Origin of the sequence: Enterobacter cloacae (assembly GCF_013375935.1) — a bacterium.
Taxonomy (GTDB): domain Bacteria; phylum Pseudomonadota; class Gammaproteobacteria; order Enterobacterales; family Enterobacteriaceae; genus Enterobacter; species Enterobacter pasteurii.
In genome coordinates, this window is record NZ_CP056117.1 from 4,207,993 (window position 1) to 4,223,806 (window position 15,814).

General features: G+C 53.7%; 11 protein-coding genes, 1 pseudogene and 2 CRISPR repeat arrays (1 of these 14 cut by a window edge). Of the genes and pseudogenes, 6 read left to right on the plus strand and 6 right to left on the minus strand.

Features of this window, described 5'->3' with window-relative positions; genetic code table 11:
* The first annotated feature begins 59 nt into the window (after positions 1–59).
* The 6 genes from cydD to HWQ14_RS19830 all read left to right on the plus strand — a co-directional run bounded on the left by cydD (position 60) and on the right by HWQ14_RS19830 (position 6,930).
* On the plus strand, positions 60–1,826 hold the full coding sequence (gene cydD, locus HWQ14_RS19805; RefSeq protein ID WP_176610737.1) for a heme ABC transporter permease/ATP-binding protein CydD: 1,767 nt from the start codon (positions 60–62) through the stop codon (positions 1,824–1,826).
* Positions 1,826–3,547 (plus strand): heme ABC transporter ATP-binding protein/permease CydC, encoded by a 1,722-nt coding sequence (gene cydC / locus HWQ14_RS19810; RefSeq protein WP_176610738.1) that lies wholly within the window; start codon positions 1,826–1,828, stop codon positions 3,545–3,547. The genes cydD and cydC overlap by 1 nt, the downstream gene beginning before the upstream one ends.
* A 45-nt stretch (positions 3,548–3,592) precedes the next feature.
* Positions 3,593–4,297 carry a leucyl/phenylalanyl-tRNA--protein transferase gene (gene aat / locus HWQ14_RS19815; protein WP_176610739.1) on the plus strand — a complete coding sequence of 235 codons (705 nt, stop codon included), beginning with the start codon at positions 3,593–3,595 and terminating at the stop codon, positions 4,295–4,297.
* A 283-nt stretch (positions 4,298–4,580) separates the two neighbouring features.
* The gene (infA, locus tag HWQ14_RS19820; RefSeq protein ID WP_002211347.1) at positions 4,581–4,799 is read left to right on the plus strand and encodes a translation initiation factor IF-1; all 219 of its coding nucleotides are present in this window, start codon (positions 4,581–4,583) and stop codon (positions 4,797–4,799) included.
* A 173-nt stretch (positions 4,800–4,972) separates the two neighbouring features.
* Positions 4,973–5,780: a CRISPR direct-repeat array (repeat unit 28 nt; unit sequence TTTCTAAGCTGCCTGTACGGCAGTGCAC).
* A gap of 236 nt (positions 5,781–6,016) precedes the next feature.
* A complete protein-coding gene (gene parS / locus HWQ14_RS19825) occupies positions 6,017–6,460 on the plus strand; it encodes a type II RES/Xre toxin-antitoxin system antitoxin (protein WP_176610740.1) in 444 nt (147 codons plus the stop codon).
* Positions 6,457–6,930 carry an RES family NAD+ phosphorylase gene (locus HWQ14_RS19830; RefSeq protein ID WP_176610741.1) on the plus strand — a complete coding sequence of 158 codons (474 nt, stop codon included), beginning with the start codon at positions 6,457–6,459 and terminating at the stop codon, positions 6,928–6,930. The genes parS and HWQ14_RS19830 overlap by 4 nt, the downstream gene beginning before the upstream one ends.
* Positions 6,931–6,951: 21 nt before the next feature.
* Here the strand turns inward: HWQ14_RS19830 and cas6f are convergent, their stop codons facing one another.
* The 6 genes and pseudogenes from cas6f to cas1f all read right to left on the minus strand — a co-directional run bounded on the left by cas6f (position 6,952) and on the right by cas1f (position 15,318).
* A complete protein-coding gene (gene cas6f, locus HWQ14_RS19835) occupies positions 6,952–7,506 on the minus strand; it encodes a type I-F CRISPR-associated endoribonuclease Cas6/Csy4 (RefSeq protein ID WP_176610742.1) in 555 nt (184 codons plus the stop codon).
* Positions 7,507–7,515: 9 nt separating this feature from the next.
* Entirely contained in the window at positions 7,516–8,514 is a 999-nt protein-coding gene (gene csy3, locus HWQ14_RS19840; RefSeq protein ID WP_176610743.1) for a type I-F CRISPR-associated protein Csy3, read from the minus strand.
* 13 nt (positions 8,515–8,527) lie between these two features.
* Positions 8,528–9,463: a type I-F CRISPR-associated protein Csy2 gene (csy2, locus tag HWQ14_RS19845; protein WP_176610744.1), complete on the minus strand. Its 936-nt coding sequence runs from the start codon at positions 9,461–9,463 to the stop codon at positions 8,528–8,530.
* Positions 9,460–10,770, minus strand: a complete 1,311-nt coding sequence (gene csy1, locus HWQ14_RS19850; RefSeq protein ID WP_176610745.1) for a type I-F CRISPR-associated protein Csy1 — start codon at positions 10,768–10,770, stop codon at positions 9,460–9,462. The genes csy2 and csy1 overlap by 4 nt, the downstream gene beginning before the upstream one ends.
* 344 nt (positions 10,771–11,114) lie before the next feature.
* Positions 11,115–14,338 (minus strand): annotated as a pseudogene (gene cas3f, locus HWQ14_RS19855) (type I-F CRISPR-associated helicase Cas3f).
* The gene (gene cas1f, locus HWQ14_RS19860) at positions 14,335–15,318 is read right to left on the minus strand and encodes a type I-F CRISPR-associated endonuclease Cas1f (protein ID WP_176610746.1); all 984 of its coding nucleotides are present in this window, start codon (positions 15,316–15,318) and stop codon (positions 14,335–14,337) included. The pseudogene cas3f and the gene cas1f overlap by 4 nt, the downstream one beginning before the upstream one ends.
* A gap of 332 nt (positions 15,319–15,650) precedes the next feature.
* Positions 15,651–15,814: direct repeats of the CRISPR family, unit length 28 nt; unit sequence TTTCTAAGCTGCCTGTACGGCAGTGAAC; it runs 704 nt beyond the window's last position.

Genomic DNA, 15,814 nt, shown 5'->3' on the forward strand with positions numbered 1-15,814 from the left:
TTCCCCACGTGTAACATGCAGATGTCTAATTTCTTATAACGTCACCTGCAAAATACGCAATGGAAAAAACCCGTCAACAAGAGTTAACACGCTGGCTCAAACAGCAAAGCGTTCTTTCCCGCCGCTGGCTTATGATCTCCCGCATTCTGGGATTTATCAGCGGTCTGTTGATTGTTGCCCAGGCATGGCTGCTGGCCCGCATTCTCAACCATATGATTATGGAGAACATCCCGCGCGAGGCGCTGCTGTTGCCTTTTATCGTTCTGGTGCTGGTTTTCGTTCTGCGTGCGTGGGTCGTCTGGCTGCGTGAGCGGGTTGGGTTCCATGCCGGACAGCACATCCGCTATGAAATCCGGCGCAAGGTGCTTGACCGGCTTTCTGAAGCCGGGCCTGCGTGGATCCAGGGTAAACCGGCCGGCAGCTGGGCGACGCTGATCCTTGAGCAAATCGACGATATGCACGATTACTATGCGCGCTATCTTCCCCAGATGGCGCTGGCGGTTTTTGTGCCCCTTTCGATTGTTATCGCCATTTTCCCGGTCAACTGGGTGGCGGCACTGATCCTGCTGGGCACCGCCCCGCTGATCCCGCTGTTTATGGCAATGGTCGGTATGGGCGCGGCAGATGCTAACCGCCGCAACTTCCTGGCGCTGGGTCGGCTGAGCGGACATTTCCTCGATCGCCTGCGCGGTATGGAAACGCTGCGTATCTTTGGTCGCGGTGAGGCGGAAACCGAAAACATTCGCCTGGCGTCCCAGGACTTCCGTCAGCGCACCATGGAGGTCCTGCGCCTGGCGTTCCTCTCTTCCGGCGTGCTCGAATTCTTCACCTCCCTGTCAATTGCCCTGGTGGCGGTCTACTTTGGCTTCTCCTATCTCGGCGCGCTGGATTTCGGCCACTACGGTACGGCGGTGACGCTTTCTGCCGGATTCCTGGCACTGATCCTGGCCCCGGAATTTTTCCAGCCATTGCGCGATCTCGGCACCTTCTATCACGCCAAAGCGCAGGCGGTGGGCGCTGCCGATAGCCTGAAAACCTTCATGGAAACGCCGCTGGCGCATCCGGAGCGCGGTGAAGTCACGCTGAATACCAGCGATCCCGTTACCCTTGAAGCGCAGGATTTTTCCATCCTGTCGCCTGAAGGCAAGGTGCTGGCTGGTCCACTGAACTTTACCCTGCCTGCGGGTCAACGGGTCGTGCTGGTGGGCACCAGCGGCTCGGGTAAAAGCTCGCTGCTGAACGCGTTGTCAGGCTTTATGGCCTACACCGGATCCCTGCGCGTGAATAAAACGGAGCTGCGCGAGCTCGATCCCGAAGCCTGGCGTAAGCAGCTGAGCTGGGTGGGGCAAAACCCACAGCTGCCTGCCTCAACGCTGCGTGAAAACGTGCTCCTCGCGCGCCCGGACGCGCGTGAAGATGAACTGCAGTCGGTTCTCGATCGCGCCTGGGTCAGCGAATTTTTACCGCTGCTGCCGCAGGGTGTTGATACCGTGGTGGGCGATCAGTCTGCCGGGCTGTCGGTCGGCCAGGCGCAGCGCGTTGCGGTGGCCCGTGCGTTGCTGAACCCCTGTCAGCTGATGCTGCTGGACGAACCCGCGGCCAGCCTGGATGCCCACAGCGAGCAGCGCGTAATGGATGCGCTTAACGCCGCATCACAGCAGCAAACCACGCTGATGGTCACCCACCAGCTTGAAGGCATCGCCGACTGGGACCAGATTTGGGTGATGGATAACGGTCAACTCGTTGAGCAAGGCGATTATGCCGCGCTTGTTGCCGCGCAGGGCCCGTTTGCCGCCCTGCTGGCGAATCGTCAGGAGGACATCTGATGCGCGCCCTGCTTCCCTATCTCGCACTGTACAAACGCCACAAATGGATGCTGACGCTCGGCATTGTGCTGGCTATCGTCACCCTGCTTGCCAGCATCGGCCTGCTTACGCTTTCCGGCTGGTTCCTTTCCGCGTCTGCGGCGGTGGGCTTCGCCGGGCTGTACAGCTTCAACTACATGCTTCCTGCCGCAGGCGTACGCGGCACCGCGATTACCCGAACCGCCGGGCGTTACTTCGAGCGTCTTGTCAGCCACGACGCGACCTTCCGCGTCCTGCAACACCTGCGTATTTACACCTTCAGCAAGCTTCTGCCCCTCTCCCCTGCCGGGCTGGCGCGTTTTCGTCAGGGCGAGTTGCTCAACCGCGTGGTCGCGGATGTGGATACGCTGGATCACCTCTACCTGCGCGTAATTTCACCCATGGTGGGCGCGTTTGTGGTGATCGTGGTGGTCACGCTGGGGCTGTGTATTCTGGATGTTCCCATCGCGCTGACCCTGGGCGGCATCATGCTGATGACGCTGATTATTTTACCGCCGCTGTTTTATCGCGCCGGTAAAACCACTGGGGAAAACCTGACGCGTCTGCGCGGTGAGTATCGCCAGCAGCTCACCTCCTGGCTGCAGGGTCAGGCCGAACTGAGCATCTTTGGTGCCAGCAAGCGCTACCGCGCCCGGATGGAAAGCACCGAGCTTAACTGGCACGAGGCCCAGCGCCGCCAGTCTGAGCTGACCGCGTTCTCTCAGGCGCTGATGATGTTAATCGGCGGTATTGCCGTCATCGCCATGCTCTGGATGGCCTCCGGCGGCGTGGGCGGTAACGCCCAGCCGGGCCCGCTGATTGCGCTGTTTGTTTTCTGCGCCCTTGCCGCCTTTGAAGCTTTAGCCCCGGTTACGGGTGCGTTTCAGCATCTGGGTCAGGTTATTGCCTCTGCACTACGCATAACGGATATTGCGGAGCAGGAGCCGGAAGTGAAGTTCAGCAGCGGAGAAACCGCGGTACCGGAGCAGGTGGCGCTAACGCTCAGCGATGTCACTTTCGCCTATGACAGGCAGGCGCAAAACGCGCTGGAAGGCATCACGCTTTCCGTAAACGCCGGGCAGCGCATCGCGATCCTTGGCCGCACGGGATGTGGAAAATCAACGCTTCTGCAGCTTCTTACGCGCGCGTGGGACCCGCAGCAGGGTGAGATTCGCTTTAACGATACCCGGCTGGCTGACTTTAGCGAAGCGGCCTTGCGTAAAACCGTCAGCGTCGTGCCCCAGCGGGTGCATCTGTTCAGCGCCACGCTACGCGACAACCTCCTTCTCGCTGCGCCAGCGGCCTCTGACGATGCGCTACGGGGGATGCTTGAGCAGGTCGGGCTGCACAAGCTGCTTGAGGATGACGGACTCAACGCCTGGCTCGGTGAAGGGGGTCGCCAGCTCTCCGGCGGTGAGCTTCGCCGTCTGGCGATTGCCCGGGCGCTGCTGCACGACGCGCCGCTGATGCTGCTCGATGAGCCAACGGAAGGTCTGGACGCGACAACCGAGAGCCAAATTCTTGATTTACTGGCAAACGTGATGAAAGGCAAAACCGTGCTGATGGTCACACACCGCCTGCGTGGACTCGCGAGTTTCGATCGCATAATTGTGATGGACAACGGACACATTATTGAGCAAGGTAGTCACGCAGAGCTGCTGGCAAAACAGGGTCGCTACTACCAGTTTAAACAGCGTCTGTAGGCTATATTTGTAGCGTCCTCACTCGCGTACTGGAGTTACGTTGTCATGCGCCTGGTCCAGCTTTCTCGCCATAATATTGCGTTCCCTTCCCCGGAGGGAGCGCTACGTGAACCTAACGGCCTGCTGGCGCTGGGCGGCGATCTCAGCCCGGCACGGCTCTTAATGGCTTACCAGCGCGGTATTTTCCCGTGGTTTTCTCCCGGCGACCCGATTTTATGGTGGTCTCCCGACCCGCGAGCCGTTCTGTGGCCTGGGCAGTTTCACTTGAGCCGCAGCATGAAGCGCTTTCACGCAAAATCACCCTATCGCGTCACGCTTAATCACGCCTTCGGGCAGGTCATTGAAGGATGCGCTGAAGATCGTCACGAAGGCACCTGGATAACCCGCGATATCATTATTGCCTACCATCAGCTACACGAGCTGGGCTACGCGCATTCCGTCGAAGTGTGGCACGGCGAGGATCTCGTTGGCGGCATGTACGGCGTGGCGCAGGGCACGCTGTTCTGCGGTGAATCGATGTTCTCCCGCGCCACCAACGCCTCGAAAACCGCGCTGCTGGTTTTTTGCGAGGAATTTGCCCGGCGCGGTGGACAGCTGATGGATTGTCAGGTGCTGAACGAGCACACCGCCTCGCTCGGTGCCGTTGAAATCTCCCGTCGACACTACATCGAACATCTGGATCGGTGCCGCGCTGAGACCCTTCCGCGCGATTTTTGGATCCCCAGAGCGCTCTTTATGCCCGATGCCTAAATGTTTTCCGCATATTTTTTATGAGGGTGTTATAATTATGCCGCAGAGTAGCTTCTGCCTGTTGCCCCGCCGCCGTTTGGGACCCCCGCTTCAGATAACGTCCTGACGTTTATCCTGTTGTTCCCCTTTACGAATGCGCTTTCCGTTCGGTTGTACCGTGACGCTTGGGCAATGCGCTGAAACTGTTTTGCTGCGTTTTAAACGCGCAATTCTTTACTTAATTGATGAATTTCGGCATTATCTTGCCGGTTCAAAACTTGGTAGTGATACCCCAGAGGATTAGATGGCCAAAGAAGACAATATTGAAATGCAGGGTACCGTACTTGATACGTTGCCTAATACCATGTTTCGCGTAGAACTGGAAAACGGTCACGTGGTAACTGCGCACATCTCCGGTAAAATGCGCAAAAACTATATCCGCATTTTGACGGGCGACAAAGTGACTGTTGAACTGACCCCGTACGACCTGAGCAAAGGCCGCATTGTCTTCCGTAGTCGCTAATTGTTTTCGCCTGTAATGGCAGATGAATATTAAATAAGGCCGGGAATATCCCGGCCTTATTTTTTTGTTAGCGCAGTCGATTATTTGAGCAACTGTTTGAGTTTCGTTTCAGCTAAGGTGCTGTCTGTTCGACAGTGCAGAGAGTAAGAGGTGTAAAGGCCTTATTTTCTATTTTGCTAAGCTGCCAGTACGGCAGTGCACATTGACGGGATGCGCAGGGTGCTGTCCAGTTCTTTCTTAGCTGCCTGTACGGCAGTGCACCGGGTAGTCGATATCGTCGCGTTCACGGTGGCTTTCTAAGCTGCCTGTACGGCAGTGCACGATGGCGTGAAAAGGCTGGTGGTCATCCTGATTTTCTAAGCTGCCTGTACGGCAGTGCACCCTGAGCGAAACCAGACCAGCGCATGCGTGACTTTCTAAGCTGCCTGTACGGCAGTGCACCGGTATACCTTTCCCGCCCTTGCCCGGTTTGATTTCTAAGCTGCCTGTACGGCAGTGCACTCTGACCTGGGCTGTTTAGATATCGGCTGCGTTTTCTAAGCTGCCTGTACGGCAGTGCACAAAACTCCGGTCTAAAACCCGTCCGTTGGCGGTTTCTAAGCTGCCTGTACGGCAGTGCACCGTTTACGGACGTTTTGAACGTCCGTTTTAACTTTCTAAGCTGCCTGTACGGCAGTGCACGCCAACCTATTGCACGTCAACGGAACGATAAATTTCTAAGCTGCCTGTACGGCAGTGCACACCATTACGGACGCCCTGGGGCAGACAGTGAATTTCTAAGCTGCCTGTACGGCAGTGCACGCTGTAGTTCCAAAGCAGCCACGCCTTCTGATTTTCTAAGCTGCCTGTACGGCAGTGCACAAAAGCCAGCGACAGGCTGGCAATGTGAGGGTTTTCTAAGCTGCCTGTACGGCAGTGCACGTCCTTGTAGAACGGCACATCCATAATTTTACTTTCTAAGCTGCCTGTACGGCAGTGCACTGAAATAATATCTCTACACCTTGATGATTTTCATACAAAAAAAGCTAAAAACCCTTCTCTGCCCCTCTTTTTCAGCCAGTAAAATACTCATTTAAAATCAATGAATTAAAATAAGTTAAAAATTAGGGTCAAACGCCCTTTTCTCATAAACTACCCGGCATAAAAAACAGCCATTCCATCACACCTGACAAATGACTATACTTACCCATGACAAATGACATTACTAAGGAGGTACTATGAGAACATGGGTCCCCGCGCAAAAACCTGCTGATAACACGCTGTGGCGCTATGCTGGTTTACCTGCAAACAGAGGTATGCGGCTGATTCAATATCTTAACCAGGGTTTACCCGTCAGCGTCCTCGAAAATATCCATGAGTGGACGGCCATGTCGAAAGCAGATATTTTGCGCGTTACAGGGATTAATGAGCGTAACGTTGCCCGACGCAAAAGCGCGGGACGGACGCTGACGCCAGATGAGAGCGAACGCGTGGCCCGTTTTGTTCGGGTGCTGGATGCTGCCGTCGATTATTTTGGCAGTAAAGAAGATGCGTGGAACTGGCTGCAGGCACCTGTGCGCGGGCTTGGGAATGTTGCGCCTGTCGACCTGATAGCCACGGAAACCGGTGCGCTGGAAGTCACCGATTTGATTGGTCGACTCGAACACGGAGTGTTCGCATGATTTTTTATCGCCTGGTGACGGGACGCTATGCCAGTGAAGCGTGGAGTGGAAGTGGTGCAAACCAGTATGGCGGGCGCTGGAATCATAAAGGCCATCCAGCTGTGTATGTTTCCACCTCCATTTCACTGGCCTCACTGGAAATTTTGGTACACGTCAGAAAAGATACCGTGCTGAATCAGTACCAGCTTTTCAGTATTGATATCCCGGATGAACAGATCGATTATCTGGATAAAACGTGGCTACCCGAGGACTGGCAGGAAAATCCAGCCCCCGTATCGACAATGGATCTAGGAACCGGGTGGTTGCAGGCTAACAGGGCCCTAGCTCTTATCTTACCTTCCTGTATCATCCCTTATGAAAACAATGCCATTCTTAACCCCTTACACCCTGCATTCCACACGGCACTCAATTCAGTTCAGCAACTGCCCTTTATTTTTGATACCCGACTGGCTGAAAAAACCGCACCCTGAACGCTGATGCGGTTATGCATCTCAGAACCAGGGAACCGTTGCCGTCGCGCTGAGTCCGTAGCTCGTAAACAGCCCGGAGACAGGTGCAGAGAGCAACTCTCCATGGCGAATAAAGAGTTTAAAAGACTGGCCCGTAGAGAGACTGCGCAGGTTAAGCCAGGGTAAATCCGTCCTCGCCTCCTGCATCGTCAGAAGACGCTGTTGCGCCTCCTCCTCTGTTAACCATCCTTTTTTAACCGAGCGTCGCATGAGCCTCTGCGCGCTACTTTTCACCTGGACGCGGCTTACACAGCGCCACTGGCTGACGTCAGGCACGGGCTGGATGCCCGAGGACATGCAGTAGTCACTTAATCCTTTTCGCCATATGAGTGATTCGAGATCGCTTAACGCCGGGTGAGTACCGTGCAGTCGTAACACCGGGCCGGACTTAATGCCATACTCAGGGAAGCTGATACCAATATCCCCCTGCCCTCGCTGCCCAAGCGCGCGGTGCAGTTTAGCCACCAGCGCGGCCATCAGCATCTCCTCGCTAAACTCCGGGTCGGGTAGGACGCGGATCTCAAGATAGTGATCCATAACCACTCCTTACTCGCCCTTTTCACCAAATACGCCGCCACGGATCAGGACGGCCATCACGTAATGTTGCTGATCAACATCCGGCTTCTGGCCTTTCGTGACCCAGTTGTCGAGGAGAGTGTAGAAATCCATTTTCTCTTTCGGTTGGCGACACGCCACACCGCGGCTGGTGACTGAGCCATAAGGTTCAACGGCTATCGCGCCCAGTTCATCAACTTTTGGATGCCAGGTATCGATAGTACGGATCGCATTGCCAATTTTTTGCGAGTGCATACCGGCGACGTCATCCACCTGATAAAGCAGACGGCTTTTGCTGCTATTGCTGTCCAGCACCAATTCCTGCGATGGGAAGATCTCCTGCCCTGCGCCGAGAAGCACCTGTGCTTCTACGTTAAGCAGAACAAATCCGTTACCGCTCAGTCCTTTCTCAATTTCCTGAGCCAGCTGGGTGAGTTGTTTATCGCAGGCGGTAAAATCACGTAATCCGTAGCCGTACGCGTCAAAGGTCCACAGCTGGCGGCCAGTGATTTTTACAACAATCTTTTCAGCACCGACACGGTTACGCCATAAAAAACGTCCGTTTGCCAGATTGGTTGCGTAACGACGCGCCAGTTCAGTAAAACCGTGTTCACTAATATACCCATCAATGACCTGCTGAAGTTCATCCTGATAAGTACGGTCGTTACACACCGAAGGCGTGGAGAGATTTCCCAACACGCGCAGGGTAAATTTAACCTGTAAGGTATCCGCGTCCGCAGGCAGCGACGCCACATCTACACGCTGGAGATTGGCTTTCTGGATCTCAGCATCCAGTTTTGCCGTATCGTTGGTAAGTGCGTTTTTGAGACGGTTTGAGATCGTACCGCGTACCGCTTTTTCCTGAATCCTGATCGGTTGCCAGATCTCTCCTTCCCAACTTCCTGAATACATCACCGCATCCGAGGTCGCCAGTTTACGTTCAAATGCCAGTACAGATGCCGTTTTAACGGCAGTGGGTGCCTTTGCCATAGATAAGTCCTTTTTAATTTAAATGTTCAGATGTCATCGGCGCGCCCGCGCCCTGACAGTAGTAACCTGTTTCCGTCGTGCGATAACGCCAGAAAATGTCTTCTAATGACCGAACTCGGTGCAGACCGCACCACTCGCCTATGCCATACACCGCTTCGGTAAACGCAAAGGGTGTTTCTGCATCACGCGCGTTTGCGACCACACCCGGAGCATACAATTCTGAGATGCGCTGATAACCGGTCATTAATGGCACCAGATACCCGGGTTTAGGTTTGGGAACGTAGAGCCAACTGGCCGGATCCCCTTCCCTGATATCGCCCTCGTCCGGCGTTTCGGCCTGCATTTTCAACGCCGCGAAATCGAGCCAGGCATCAAGCAGCGTGGCATCAGGATTGCTTTCAAGAAGCGTTTGATGATGTTCGCTCAGCCAGCGGCTGCGATCGCGCAGGGCAAAGCCCGGCATCAGTTGCCACTGTAATCGGCTCATCTCCTGAGCGCTGGCAGGCATCGCCATAACCGAAATATTCTGGATATCGACGATGATCCCCCCCGCCAGTCGAAGCGTCGGGCATATCTGAGACAGAAACTCGGCGAGGTCGCGCTGCCCGTATTCACCGTTTGGGATTTCCCCATGACACTCCAGCAGCAATGAAACCGTCATATGCATGCGGCCCTCTTCATTAAAGGAGGCCGTTTTCGCTTCACGGGTAAGGGGATTGCGGGTCAGGGCGAACTGATAATCGCGGCCAGACGTATGCGCGTGGATCTGGTGCTCGTGGCTCACGACGGCACAGCCATCAATGCGCAGCCCATGCTTTTCTGTCAACCTGCGCGACAAAGCATGGGAAAACCCCACAAAATGGGTGATCGCAGGGAAACCCCAGGTCAGGCCAGCAATCGCGTTGGCGTTTTCAACTCTCACACGGCGAAGCAGAATCAGTGAGCTCATTTCAGCGCCTCCTGGATAATTTTTTCCATCTCTCGGAGGTTGGCCCGTAAGCGCTCGCGGGTTTCCCATTCACGTTTTTCCACAGCACCTAAATCCGGCATCGACTTGCGCAGACGTGCGTTCAGCCAAAGGGAAAAATCTTCTGCCACAGCGTCCTGCCAGTCGTCTTTTTCACGCTCAAGACGAAAGGCTTCGTCTGTTTTTGTACGCCAGGGATCGAGCCAGAGCTGTTGATGGGGTTTCAGATCGGGACAGTTAAGCGTCCAGTTCTGCGCGGTTTCACGTTGAAAGTCAGATGCGATCTCGAACAAGAGATCGATAATTATATTGATATAGCCATCGCGGGCTTCGCGAATACGAAAACTGGTGTAATCGCCCGCTTTCGTCAGTAATGACACAAGCAAATGAATATGACTCTTCGCACGGCGGTCAAATTGCCCACCTCTGGCGAAAACAGAACGTAAACTCGTTGGCGGCTTTTCTGCCCTTTTCCACTGCGGCGGCTGGCAGGAAAGTAGCCAGCTCCGTCCACCGCGCACGCTGTTGAGATAGGAAATGTTTTGCGGTTTCGTACCACCGAAGTGTATTTCCGCTGAATCAGGGAATAACGTCAGCGGAGTGGGATGCCAGGTTTTCTCGCGCCTGGCTTTCCAGATGGCTTTAACATCGCCTCCAAAACGGAAGGCAATCATTTTCTGATGCAGGGCGTGAATAAGTGAGGTGGCAAACAGCGGGCTTAAGAGATGGTAATCATCATCAACCGGAAAATAATTCTGTTTCGCCAGCTTGTGTGAAGCTGGTTCGCCGGGCGTCAATGCACGGGAAAATCCGGCAATCCATTCGCTCAGTTGACTGGCGTCATCGGTAAAAGCAGCCAGCGCAGCGCGATCGCCACGTTTTAGACTAGCTAGTAGAGAATCACCATCTTCTACCCGCGTTTGCAGCAGTTTCGCGACGTCCAGTGCAGCGGCGTTACCCACCGCATCCGTTTCCAGACCTGACAGCGTCGCTGTGCTGAGATACCCTTCCTTAGCCACTGCCTCGCTGTAGATACTGCTACTTTTTGAATCCCCGTGGGTAAACTTCGCCGCATGGGTCACGAGGTTAATTTGTCCGGCTCGCTTCGCGGCATCCGTCAGCCATGCTTTCGGCTCATAGCGAAGCTCCAGTTCCCGGCGTTCTGCCGCAAGCGTTGCGCTATCAATATCGCTGCGCTTTGCGGCCTCTTTATCAAATGCTTCCAGCTTTATTTGCCGTCGTTCGGCAATAAAAGCTGTAATAAATGAGAATAGTGTTCCTTCTTTCATATATCACCCTAACTCTTGCACCTATAATCAATAAAAATATAAATCGCGCAATTATATTTAATATAAATAGCCAGAATAAAAACAAAACAGAATCATAACTAAGAAAAATAAAAACCTGATAATAATCATCGCAGTGAAACATTCCTTTATCTGAGTAAAAATAAAGTACTCCATTTCAAAACGTTCATCCACACCTATATTAGGCTTTTACCTTTAAACGACATACTCTTGCCAAAAAACCTTAAATAAATATAATGCTTATCTACTGTCGCCTAGACAGCTTAGAAGTATATGAGGCTCTTATCATTTATTTTATACTGCTGAACAAGCAGCTCGCGCCCGCGTTAGAGGGCGCGAAACACACCTAACATCGAGTGATATAGCCATTGTTCCGTCTCCTCCTCCCTGCTGACTCTTAACGTAATTTCACCATACCGTCGCGACACCGCAGCCAACTCCATTTGCTTCGTCTCGGCCAGCGCCTGTAATACCCCGGCATAATCAATTGCAATCCACGGTTCTACGCCGTGAGCCATTGATAACGGCTGTTCGCAAAACCGTTCCGAAGATTTCGGTTCACTATTTTCCTGAAGCAAACAAAATACGGGTTCGTCATCTTCTTCTTTCATTGTCAGATAAAATGACTCCTGCGGTGATGAAGCGCGAAACGGTGTCCGCCGCTGCAACTCACTATTCCACGTCAGCGGTAGCCGCCACCACGACGCGGCCACCACATCTGATTTATCGCCACCGTCCAGCAGCACGGCGCGCAACCGGGCATGCTCCAGCGTCGCCAGCACATTGCCGGGCAGATTTTCAACGATGCGCGGTATTGCATTTAGCGTGCGATAGCCCTCTTCACTGAGCAGCTCATGGAGATCGTGATGAGGCAGAAGATGGTGTTCGGTTTCAAATCCTGGCTTACAATAAGCCACCTTTTCTCCACGGAGCGCGCGCACGTTGCGTTCCAGAATCACCAGATTTTCAGTATCCGGAACGATCTGGCGATGGCGCTGAATACGCCCCGCAAACTGTATAAGTGAACGCATCGAGCTCGGCTCGATAATCCCCCAGTCGGCATCAAAATCGCGCCCGACTTCGAGAACGGATGTTCCGAGCACGACAAAAAGATGATGCTGTTCCGGTGACGTCAGCGCCTGCCTAACTTCAGGCAACTGCCAGACCTGATCCGGTTTGTGTCGCGTGAACGCGGCATCGAGTCGTTTTTCAATCGCCGCACGCACCGCCAGCGGGTGCTGGCTGTGGTACACGCAATAATGAATGCGGTAATTGTCCGGAGAAGGTAATGCCATCAGCGCCTGCGCGACGGCAACCAGCGGATTGATGTTCGCCATCCTCACCAGACCAAATGACACGGTTTTGCCGCTTTTATGCGAGCTGTGATGATGACCGTGCAGAGCGATTGTTTGCTGGTGCAACGTCTGCGCCAGTGCAGAGACAACGTCGGTAGCACAGGAAGCGTGCGGCTCCACGGCGGCCAATTTACCCAGACGAAGCTGAGGCTGCTTTGGCAGACGTTTAATCCGCTGCCTGACAAAATCGCCATGCGCCTGACGGAATTGAGCATCGTCGGCCAATTCCTGCGACTGCGCGCCGTACTCATCAAACCAGGCACAACAGATACTCACAGGTCTGCCTGAAAGACCACAAGCCACCTGCCATGCTTTGCGACCTTCACGGTAGACCTCAAACAGCGCTTCCGTGAGTGCAGGAGGAAGCGTCGCGGAGGAAAGCAGCACGCGAGAACCGAGCATTCCCGCCCAGTTCACCAGCCGGCACAGGGCATGTAAATCCTCGACGTCGAAATCATCAGGCTCATCAAGTACCAGATCGCTGGTCAGCAAACGCAACATGGCAGGGATCTGCCTGCCGCCGCGTATGCTTTCCGTTGCTGGCATCAGATGATCGATCGTTGTCACCAGCACCGGGGCACTGACAAGACGATTAAGCGCTGGTTCTTTCGCAAGCCACTGCTGAGCGATACCGCTACTGGTCGCCCCTTCGTAATGCACGTAGTGATGGCTGGCGAAGAACGTTTCGTCGCTGGCACTGCGGGTATCTTCGGCGTCATTCCCCTGATAGAGCTCCTTCACTGCTGCGGCACCGGTCACCACGGCCAGCGTATCGTCATCCAGCATCAGGCGCGACTGCAAAGCCTGACCCGTCTGCAGCGTCAGCGTGCGTAACCCCAGCGCCACGCTGAAACGACACCCTGCCTGCTCATCTGCCAGAGCGTACATAATTCGGGCATTGGCAAAGGTTTTACCGCATCCGGTCGAGGCCATATTGATGCCGAAGAAGCCCTGCTCAGCACTCTTCTCGCGCAGAGAAGACGCAACGTCCCACGCCTTGTTTTGCCAGTGAAAACGCTCTTCTTTCGCTCGTTCCCGGAACGTTTTATGCCGGGCGATGGCAGGTAATGAACGGCGCAACGCCGGAAGAGAGCGCCCCATCAACAGCGCATGATGGGCGACACCAACATTGTGCTCATCAAGTTTTTGGTTAAGCTCGGTTCCGTGGTGAGTGTTAGCCCACGCCTGTAAGGCATCATCCTGCCATCCGGAATAAGCTGGTTGAGAGGAGTAAACGCGATCGGCCAGCATTAGCGACAGGCGGGCGAGATGGAGGGTGAAGATATTATCCATCGTTCCCGCGTGAAGCAGCGCAGGCAGATTCCGGATGCGTTTACCAATCTGTCGGGCCTTCTCGCGCCAGGTTTTACTTTTTAGCGGCGTACCGTGGGGAAATTTCCAGACATTTTTAAAATCACGCTCTTTCCATTGATGGTTTTCGGTGGATTTATGATTAAGCGAGTTCCAGTCTGCGTTCAGCTGTTTCTCAAACCAACCTTCGCAGTAGATCATCTGAGGACGTGTCGAATATGACTGCGGTAAACGGTGATGCGACAAAATCAGCCATACCACCACTTTAGCCACAGGCGGGAGCTCCCCCAAAGGCTGCAGTTCTTGTCTGTGTCCATCTTCAGCGCTTTCAACATGGCCTTTTCGTCAGCGGCTTTTAGCTGAGTGAGGGATGCCAGCCACTGTTCATCGGTTTGTTTTCCTACAAACGCCTCGAACAGACGAACCGAGATCCACTCATGACGATACGGCTGGCAAATGTGCTTACTTTCACCCTTAAGCGTCTGCTGGAAGCACATCCCCGCTTTACCAAAATCATGAAACAGCCCGGCAATCGCTGCCAGCAAGGCGATGCTTTCCGCGCTGTGCCAGCGGTGTTCACTGTCGTTCTGGATAATTTACAGGGTCGTGCGATTCGTTGGCACGCGCCCTTGCGCGTTAAAACGACGCAAATTCCCGACAATCCACAGCAGTTCACTTTGACCGTTTTTTTTCAACCAGTGGCAGGCCACGGCGGTGTTACGACGTGCCGTTTTACGCAGCAGCTTGCGCAGCGTGATGGCGCCTTCCATCGTCATCGTCGTCTGCCACGCCGCGTCCCCCGTGCGCTCAGCGAACTGATCGATAATCTGGCAGCTTTGCTCGCGCGCACGTTTGGTACACCGAGAGATAATCAGCACATTCATTTTGCGACGTCCGCCAGCGAGTGCGAGGTTTCCTGCAAGGTGGCGATCATCACATCCAGCGCATCGGACTGCTGAAACGCGTTAATGCAGCGCTGACGAAACTGTTGATTATCCTCACCTTCCATAGCCGCAATAAATGCCTGCGGCATAACGAGGGCATCTTTTATTAAATCGGCAATATCAAACACCAGCCCACCACGACGGGTTTTACCGTGCATAACCGCCAGACCATGAGGGATCCCCGTCACCCATGCCGCAACTGCGGCCAGTCCGTATGCCAGATAATTGCCCTGATCGAGAAAACGGTTCGCCATATCTGCACCACCGCCCCGTTTGGCTCGGGTAAAACAGCCATAGCCCACCGTCTGGCTGGCCAGTTTGTAGAGCGATTTTGTGAGCTGTGCTTCCTGAAGCATCAGCGACGTATGATCTTGCGCGTTTTCCATACCCTGCCTTGCACGCTCCAGAATAGTCTCCAGCGCACCCCGATCGGGCTGAAAAGACGTTTCTCGCTGCATCCGCAGCCCTGCCCACTGTTTTTCGATTTGCTGTAAACGAATAAACTGAAACTGCTTTGCTGCCTGCAGACGTTTCTCTTCATCAAACCAGAATGAGACCCAGTTTTGTAAATATCCCGTCGGGCGGTATTCGCTTTGCGGGCAAAGCCATGAGACGTCAATATCCACCTCGTTCGCGGAATAAAGCGGCGTGCCGTCCGTTCCACAAAAACCAACCATCACGCCTGCTCGCGCGAACTCGCGCATTGCCATTTGCGTAACGGATGTTCCCATACCCAGCATCACTGCCGTGGTATTGGCGATGGGAATATTCCAGTAAAACGATTCTTTGCCTTCCTGAGTGACATATTCAACGCGCCCACCATTGACCTGAATACGACATTTCTCCAGGTAATAGATGTTGGCGCGTTTTGAATGGAGAATGGTTTTCAAGTCTGTAGGGGTGATGCTGTTTACGGACATGGCAAGGGCTTTTATTTCAAGGTGTTGAATGCGCGGTATGTTATCGAAAATAAGATGAAAACAAATGTGATGGGTATCAAATGAACAGTAATTGCAGTGATTATTAAGCGAAAAACACTCTTTCTCTTTGAGATGTTATTTTTACGAATAATATATAAGTAGAGATATAATTTGCGAGTGAATATATTTTTTATTTAATCTGAAAAATAGAGGGTGTAAGTGTGATGGTATTTAATGTTTAAATAAATAGAATGAATATTTGTAAGGGGATTTGTTTGTGCTGCTTGTGCGGCAGTGAACGCAGCTGTGACAAGATGAGGAGGTCAGATTGTTTTCTAAGCTGCCTGTACGGCAGTGAACTCAGTGGGTTATCGCGTGCTGGCCGCGCGGCTTTTCTAAGCTGCCTGTACGGCAGTGAACCATGTTCGCACCTGTTTGGTGCTGGTTGATTATTTCTAAGCTGCCTGTACGGCAGTGAACAAAGGTTATCGCTGTG